The 1,598-nt window shown below is 72.2% G+C and carries 1 protein-coding gene; it reads right to left on the reverse strand.

What is annotated here, in order from left to right:
* Nucleotides 1–336: 336 nt before the first annotated feature.
* Entirely contained in the window at nt 337–774 is a 438-nt protein-coding gene (locus GSF22_RS33450) for an LppU/SCO3897 family protein (protein ID WP_244454596.1), read from the reverse strand.
* Nucleotides 775–1,598: the final 824 nt, after the last annotated feature.

Genomic DNA, 1,598 nt, shown 5'->3' on the forward strand with positions numbered 1-1,598 from the left:
GACCCGGCCGGCGGCGGGTACGTCCCGGGCGGCGGGGGATAGCCCGACCCGGACGGCGGGTAGCCCGGATTCTGCTGCTGACCCGGGTAGCCCGGATCGGGGTGCTGACCCGGGTACCCCGGGTCGGGCTGTTGGCCCCAGGGCATGGTCGGTGGTTCCTGGCGGCCGGGCGGCTGACCCCACTGCGGTGTGGGCTCATAGCCACCGCCCTGGTACGGCGGTGGATAACCTCCCCCGGAGGACGGCGAGGCGGGCGGCCGGTGGGACGGGTCGTCGGGGTAGCCGCCCGCAGGCGAACCGTAGGTAGTCATTTTCTCCCCAAGGGGTGGTCGGGAGTCAGCGCGACTTCAGGCAGAGCACGAAGTCGAGCGTGTCCAGAGGGCTGTTGAAGAAGTACCAGTTGGTGTAGCCCTCCACCTTGGCGCACTTGGCCTCGGCGTCCTTCTCACCACTGGTGGCGCCGTCGAAGCGGCGGAGTACCTGGTAGGTCCCGGCCCCGCAGGGGGCGATGACCAGCTTCGGCTGCCCGTTCGCCGGGCCCACGTTGCGGACGCACTGCCCCGCCTTGACGAAACGCGGATCGGTCGACGACTCGACGGTGGGCTCGGTCGACGTCGGCTCCGCGCTCGGCTGCGGTGCTGCGGTCGGCGGGTCACCCGGGGCGGGGCTGGTGGCTGCCGTCGACGGGGACGACCCGTCCTGGCTGCGCAGATAGTAGAGGGCGGCACCACCACCGCAGATCAGCACCGCCAGGGTGACGAGTACGGCCAGCAACGCTCCCCGGCCCCGTCTGGAGCCCGGGTCGGGTGTCGGAGCCGCCCAGTCGCGGTCGTCGGGTGCTCCCGGACGCCCGGCTGGGGGTGTGAACTCCCGTCGTTGCCCGGGAGACGGCGCGGGCTCCCGCCATCGATCGGGGGGCGGGTGACCCGCCGAGGGGTGTGTCTCCGGCCGGTACCCCGGGCGCGGCTGGGCGTACCCCGGCGGCCCGTACCCCGGCGGCCCGTACCCTGCTCGGTCGTGGTCCGGTCCGTACCCTGCTCGGTCGTGGTCCGGTCCGTACCCTGCTCGGTCGTGGTCCGGTCCGTACCCTGCTCGGTCGTGGTCTGGCGGTCCGTATCCCCCCGGTCCGTACCGGGGTGGGCCGTACTCCGGAGAACCGTAGGCACCGTCCCGTGACGGCGGACCGTAACCCGGGTCGTGCGAAACGTAACCCGGGTCGTGCGGATCGTAACCAGAGTCGTGCGGACCGTATGCGGGAGATTCCTGCTCCGGGTATCCCGGACCAGCTGCCTGCTCACCCGCTTCCCACTGGTCGGCCGGGGGCCGGTAGGGGTCGCTCGGGCGGCGGCCAGGCCACGGTTCCGGCCCACCCGGTGGTCCGTAGTTAGCCATGCAGGCCCTCCTGGGCACGATCTGTGAGAGGCCGACCACCAAAGTGGGACGGCGACGCCGTGGTCACCGTAGCGTGACTGACCAATGAGCTCATCCTCCGGAACACCGAGGCGTGGACCACAGACGTCCACTTCGCCGGATCCCGCCCCGTCGGGCGGGACCGGTCCCGAGGCCGTCCCGCCCACCCGCACCGCCCTGATCTGGAC

Source organism: Micromonospora echinofusca, from assembly GCF_017614955.1.
GTDB classification, from domain to species: Bacteria; Actinomycetota; Actinomycetes; order Mycobacteriales; family Micromonosporaceae; genus Micromonospora; species Micromonospora echinofusca_A.